The organism is Pseudomonas sp. Sample_10 (genome assembly GCF_004321495.1).
Taxonomy (GTDB): Bacteria; Pseudomonadota; Gammaproteobacteria; order Pseudomonadales; family Pseudomonadaceae; genus Aquipseudomonas.
Genome location: NZ_RCOE01000034.1, coordinates 218942 through 224941, shown reverse-complemented (window position 1 = coordinate 224941; position 6000 = coordinate 218942). Strand labels below are relative to the sequence as shown.

Genomic DNA, 6000 nt, shown 5'->3' with positions numbered 1-6000 from the left:
ACCTGGCTGCGGCAATTACGCATTCCTCCTGTCGGAATGCGATTCCTGTGGGAGCTGGCTTGCCAGCGATGACGGCCTGACAGCCAGCTCTGAACGTCCGGCCAGACCCATTACCCTGTGGGGGCGGGCTTGCCCGCGAAGGCGGAGTATCAGTCGCCACTAATGCTGGATGTGCCGGCGCTTTCGCGAGCAAGCCCGCCCACAGAGGAATGGGTTCAGGCGCAAAATCATGGGTGTCTTCAAGGCCGCCATCGCTGGCAAGCCAGCTCCCACAGGGTGTGAGTCGCTCACGAAATCTGTGTGCATCACAAACCACTGTGGGAGCGGGCTTGCTCGCGAAGGCGGTGACGAGTGGCATGGGGAAGACAGTTGCTCCCACAAGAAAACCGCGCTCAGAGCCCCGGGTTATCGATGTGCAGCACGGCACCGGTCACGCTCGCCCCGGCGCCGCTGGCCAGCAACAGCATAGGGCCATTGAGCTCCTGCAGTCCGGCGTCCTTGTCTCGGCCTGGGGCTATGACGTTAATGCGTATGCGGTGTGGTGTGAGTGACTGGGCCATGGCGCGGCTCATGCGGATCAGGCTGCTGTTGGGGCGCAGGCACGGGTTAGGCTCGCTGATGGGCTGCGGTGGCGGATCGATATTGACGATGCTGCCTCCGCGTTCGGCCCTGATCATGTGCAGGCTGGTGCAATGGACGATGTGATTGTTCAAGGCAACATGATCGCGCTCGGCGCTGTTGTTGATCAGCACATCGACGCTGCCAAAGCGTTGCTGGACGGTGTCCAGGGCGGCTTCGATACTCGGCCGGCGGGCATTGTCGAGGCTGATGATCAAGACTTCGCCCCCTTCCCAGCGCAAATCCGCTGCCAGTTGCTCCAACTGCGCCGGGTGTTGCCCACCGAGGGCCACACGCGCTCCGGCACGGCTGATCAGCCGGGCGAAATGCGCGCCCAGTCGAGTGGTGGCGTCGGCCACCAGCACCGTCTTGCCGGTCATGGAAAAGGGCTGCATCAGATCGCTCATGGACGCACCTCCACAGGCATGGCACGGCGGGTGATCATGACTTGCGGCACAGGCGCCCGAGGCGACGGGATGGTTGCGGCGCCGAGCATTTTCATTACCAGTACCGAGTAATGGCGGATGACGGCATCGATGTCCCAGCGGCCATCGGTGCGGTACCAGACGCAAGCATGGGTCAGCATGTTGAACAGGGTGCGCGCCATCAACTTGGGTTCGGCGCAGCTCAGTGAACCTTCCTTGACCCCTTGTTCTAGTAGTTCCTGCAAGGCTTTCAAATACTGGCGCCGGGCTTGGCGGACCTGCTCCAGATCCTCTTCGGGGAGACTGCGCAACTCCAGATTGCCGAGCATCGCCTCGTCCTGATGTTCCAGATGATAGCGTACGTGGCAGGCGATGAAGGCGAGCAATTTCACATCGGCGCTCGCTGCCTTTTTCGGCCGACGCCGCGCCCACTCCCGGGACACTCCCTGGAAATACTCGAGGATCAGCTCCAGCAGCAGTTCGTTTTTGCCTTTGTAGTAGAGGTACAGCGTGGAGGCATTGATGCCTGCTTCGCTGGCAAGCTGACGCAGACTCATCGAACCGTAGCCATTGCGCGAGATCAGTTTGATGGCGGCCAGGCGGATATTGCTTTCAGTCATGTTCATGGTGTGATCCTGCGTTTCTGCGTCCCTGTAGGAGCGCGCCCGCTCGCGAAAATGTCCGCGACACCGCGGGGTGCCAGGCAGCCAGCGTTATCGTTGACGACCATCGCGAGCAGGCTCGCTCCTACAAGTGCAGTTACGGTTATTGCAGATCGCCGGCCACAGCGATGGTTTGCGCGGTGATGTAGTTCGACTCCGGCGAGCAGAACAGGTACACGGCGTCGGCTGCCTCTTTCACGGTGCCCGGGCGACCCAATGGGTTGCGCTGACTGAACGACTTGGCCGCCTCCGGGCTGATGCCGACACGAATGTCACGACCTTCGATGCTCACAGTCGCACCGGCATGGGCATCGGCGCTGGTCATGCGGGTTTCGATGAAACCGAATGCCACGGCATTGACGTTGACTTTGAAACGGCCCCATTCACGCGCCAGCGCTCGGGTCATGCCGAGGACACCGGCCTTGGCCGAGGAGTAGTTCATCTGCCCGGCGTTGCCTTTGAGGGCCGAAACCGAGGAGATGTTCACCACTTTGCGGAACACTTCACGCTCGGCTGCCGCATCGGCCTGGGCTTGCGCCTTGATGATCGGGTAGGCGGCACGCAGGATGCGGAACGGCGCGGTCATGTGGCAATCGAGGATCGCGTACCACTGCTCGTCCGTCATCTTCTGGATCACGTCGTCCCAGGTGTAGCCGGCGTTGTTGACGATGATGTCGATGGCGCCGAAGTTGTCCATTGCGGTCTTGACGTAGCGGTCGCCGAAGTCCGGGGCGCTGACGTTGCCGTGGCACACGGCAGCTTCGCCACCCAGTTTGCGGATTATTTCAGCGGTCTCGTGGGCCGGATCGGCGTCCAGGTCGTTGATCACGATGCGCGCGCCTTCGCTCGCCAGTTTCAGGGCGATTTGCTGGCCGATGCCACGACCGGAGCCGGTGACCAGTGCAACTTTGCCTTCGAGTTTTGCCATGGGGTGTTGCTCCTCAGTTATCGGTTTTGTTTACAGAGCGATCACGGCGTCGCCAACGATCTTGGTCTCGCCGTATTGATTGGTGGTGCGCACTTCGACCTTGATCCGTTGTTCGCCCTCGACCTCGAAGCGGTCGACGACAGTGCCGCTGCAGGTGATCTGGTGACCCAGGTGGGTGATGCCGAGGAAGCGCACGCCGAACTCGCGCAACTGGCGCTGGTCGACCCATTGGGTCAGCAGGCGACCGAGGTAGGCCATCGACAACATGCCGTGGGCGAACACATCGGGCATGCCCGCCCGGCGCGCGTAATCGGTGTCGATGTGAATGGCGTTGTGATCACCCGACGCACCGGCAAACAGAGCCAGGGTGGTGCGGTTGATCGGTGGCAGGGCCAGTGGCGGCAGGGTGTCGCCGATGTTGATTTTTTCCAGGCTTATGGCGTTCATCAGTGTTCTCCGCTTCAGCTGTTGCGCTGCACGAGCACGCTGCGCAGATCCGCGACGTGCTCACCGTGCTGATTGGTGACTCGGGTTTCGCGCACCACGAATTCCAGGGCACCGCCTTTCTTGTCGTAGATGTCGGCGATGCGCACATCGAAGCGCAACGTGTCGCCGGCGTAGGCCATACGGTGGTAGCGGAAGGATTCTTCACCGTGCAGGATGCGCGCGGTGACGATGCCCAGTTCGTCACGCCAGGCGTTCGACGGAATCTGGAACTCCAGCGAGAACAGAAAGGTCGGCGGCAGTGGCAGGTTGGGGTGGCCGGCATCACGTGCAGCTTGCTCGTCGAAGTAGATCGGGTTGGTTTCCCCGGTGGCCTTGGCGAAGAAGCGCAATTGACCTGCTTCGGCGTTGACGAGGAAGGTGGGCAGTTGTCTGCCGATGTGTTTCTTGTCGATCATCGAAATGTCTCCCTGGATTGCCGGCCGTGTCAGTTCTTCTGGTACACGGTCACCACGCAGGCGCCGCCCAGGCCGAGGTTGTGCTGCACCGCAATTCGCGCGTTCTGCACCTGACGTTGCTCGGCGGTACCGCGCAGTTGATGGGTCAGTTCGTAGCACTGGGCCAGGCCGGTGGCGCCCAGCGGATGTCCTTTGGAGAGCAAGCCACCGGACGGGTTGGTGACCCATTTGCCGCCGTAGGTGTTGTCGCCGTCGTTGACCAATTGCTCGCCTGCGCCTTCGGCACACAGGCCCAGGCCTTCGTAGGTCAGCAATTCGTTCTGCGCGAAGCAGTCGTGCAACTCGATCACGTCGATGTCTTGCGGGCCAATACCGGCCTGGTTGTAGGCGATGTCGGCAGCCATGCGCGTCATGTCGAAACCGACCACGCGGATCATGTCCTTGGTGTCGTAGGTGCTCGGCAGGTCAGTGGTCAGGGCCTGGCCGGCCATCAACACGTCGGTGCGCAGGCCGTGTTTTTTCGCGAAGGCCTCGGACACCACGATGGCGGCAGCAGCGCCACAGGTCGGCGGGCAGGCCATCAGGCGGGTCATCACGCCTTCCCACAGCATCGGCGCGGCCATCACTTCTTCGGCGCTCACCACGTTGCGGAACACCGCCAGCGGGTTATTGGCCGCATGACGGCTGGCCTTGGCGCGGATCTTGGCGAAGGTTTCCAGTCGGGTGCCGTACTTTTGCATGTGCGCGTAGCCGGCGCCGCCGAACTGGCGGATGGCATTGGGCAGGTCAGGCATGCCGATCAGTTCGTTGGCCAACACCAAGGCACGCTCAGTGGCCGGTGCGCGATCGGGCCAGGCAGATTTCAACGCGCCCGGGTTCATGTGTTCGAAACCAAACGCCAGGGCGCAGTCCACGGCGCCACTGGCCACGGCCTGACGGGCGAGGAACAGGGCGCTGGAACCGGTGGCGCAGTTGTTGTTGACGTTAATCAGCGGGATGCCGGTCATGCCCACGCGGTACAAGGCTTTCTGACCGCAGGTTGAGTCGCCGTAGACGTAGCCGGCGTAGGCCTGCTGGATGTCAGCGAAGTCCACGCCCGAGTCAGCCAGGGCCTGGCGGATCGCCTGTTCACCCATGACGTCGTAGGGCTCGTTGGTCCCCGGTTTCTTGAACTGGATCATGCCGACGCCAGCAACGAATACCTTATGGCTCATCGTGTATTTCCTTTTTTTGTTTTTGAGGATCAGAGCTTGCGCGCAATCAGTTCGCGCATGACTTCGCTGGTTCCGCCGTAGATGCGATTGACGCGGCAGTCGACGAACGCTCGGGCGATCGGGTACTCCATCATGTAGCCGTAGCCGCCATGCAGCTGGACCATGTCGTCGATGCATTTCCACAGGGTTTCGGTGGTGTAGAGCTTGGCGATCGCCGCTTCTTCGAGGGTCAGGCGCCGGCGCATGTGCTCGCCCAGGTAGTAGTCGACCATCACGCGCATGGCGGTGGCCTGGGCCTTGATGTCGGCGAGTTTGAATTTGCTGTTCTGGAAGTCCCATACGGTCTGGTTGAACGCTTTGCGGTCCTTCACGTACTCGAGCGTTTGCTCCAGCAGGCGCTCGAGCTTGGCGGCAGCGGACACGGCGATGGAGAACCGCTCCTGTGGCAGTTCACCCATCAGATAGGTAAAGCCCAGGCCTTCTTCACCAAGGCGGTTGCCCACTGGCACGCGGACATTGTCGAAGAACAGCTCGGCGGTATCGGCTGCAGCCTGGCCGACCTTCTCCAGCTTGCGCCCGCGCTTGAAGCCGGCACGGCTGGCTTCCACGGCGATCAGGCTGATGCCCTTGGCGCCCGCGGACGGATCGGTCTTGCACACGACAATCACCAGATCGGCGGTCAGGCCGTTGCTGATAAAGGTCTTGCTGCCATTGATGACGTATTCGTCACCGTCGCGCACGGCGGTGGTACGTACAGCCTTGAGGTCGCTGCCGGTGCCGGGTTCGGTCATGGCGATCGCCAGGATGGTCTCGCCGGAGCAAATGCCCGGCAGCCATTTCTGTTTCTGTTCTTCGTTGCCGCAACGATTGATATAAGGAGCAATGACGTCGGAGTGCATGCTGAAGTAAGCACCGCTCACGCCAGCCCGGGCGAACTCTTCGTTGAACACTGCACAGTGGCCGAAATCCCCGCCGCCTCCACCGTACTCGGGGGGCAGGGTGATGCCCAGCAAGCCTTCGCGCCCGGCCTTGAGCCAGGTTTCCCGGTCGACCTGACCGGCCTTGTCCCAGGCTGCCTGGCGCGGCAGGCATTCGCGCTCGAAAAAACGCCGCACGGTGGTGCGAAACATCTCATGGTCGTCGCGGAAAACGGTTCGGGCGATATGCACGCAAGACTCCTCAATGATCACGGGCCCGGCCTGGGCCGGGCGCTGATGCAAGGCGCGAGCTGCGCCTTTGAACTGAGGGTTA

General features: G+C 61.9%; 7 protein-coding genes. All 7 read right to left on the bottom strand.

What is annotated here, in order from left to right:
- Positions 1–392: 392 nt before the first annotated feature.
- Positions 393–1025: an SDR family NAD(P)-dependent oxidoreductase gene (locus D8U18_RS03285; protein WP_130905748.1), complete on the bottom strand. Its 633-nt coding sequence runs from the start codon at positions 1023–1025 to the stop codon at positions 393–395.
- Positions 1022–1669, bottom strand: a complete 648-nt coding sequence (locus D8U18_RS03280; RefSeq protein WP_131107009.1) for a TetR/AcrR family transcriptional regulator — start codon at positions 1667–1669, stop codon at positions 1022–1024. Before D8U18_RS03280 ends, D8U18_RS03285 begins: the two co-directional genes overlap by 4 nt.
- Before the next feature lie 139 nt (positions 1670–1808).
- Positions 1809–2633, bottom strand: a complete 825-nt coding sequence (locus D8U18_RS03275) for an SDR family oxidoreductase (RefSeq protein ID WP_056856577.1) — start codon at positions 2631–2633, stop codon at positions 1809–1811.
- A gap of 30 nt (positions 2634–2663) precedes the next feature.
- On the bottom strand, positions 2664–3080 hold the full coding sequence (locus D8U18_RS03270; RefSeq protein WP_130906726.1) for a MaoC family dehydratase: 417 nt from the start codon (positions 3078–3080) through the stop codon (positions 2664–2666).
- A 14-nt stretch (positions 3081–3094) separates the two neighbouring features.
- A complete protein-coding gene (locus D8U18_RS03265; protein ID WP_130930739.1) occupies positions 3095–3535 on the bottom strand; it encodes a MaoC family dehydratase N-terminal domain-containing protein in 441 nt (146 codons plus the stop codon).
- A gap of 29 nt (positions 3536–3564) precedes the next feature.
- Positions 3565–4749, bottom strand: a complete 1185-nt coding sequence (locus tag D8U18_RS03260) for a lipid-transfer protein (RefSeq protein ID WP_056856574.1) — start codon at positions 4747–4749, stop codon at positions 3565–3567.
- Positions 4750–4778: 29 nt separating this feature from the next.
- Positions 4779–5879, bottom strand: coding sequence for an acyl-CoA dehydrogenase family protein (locus tag D8U18_RS03255; protein WP_236708514.1), 1101 nt, complete (start codon positions 5877–5879; stop codon positions 4779–4781).
- Positions 5880–6000 lie beyond the last annotated feature (121 nt).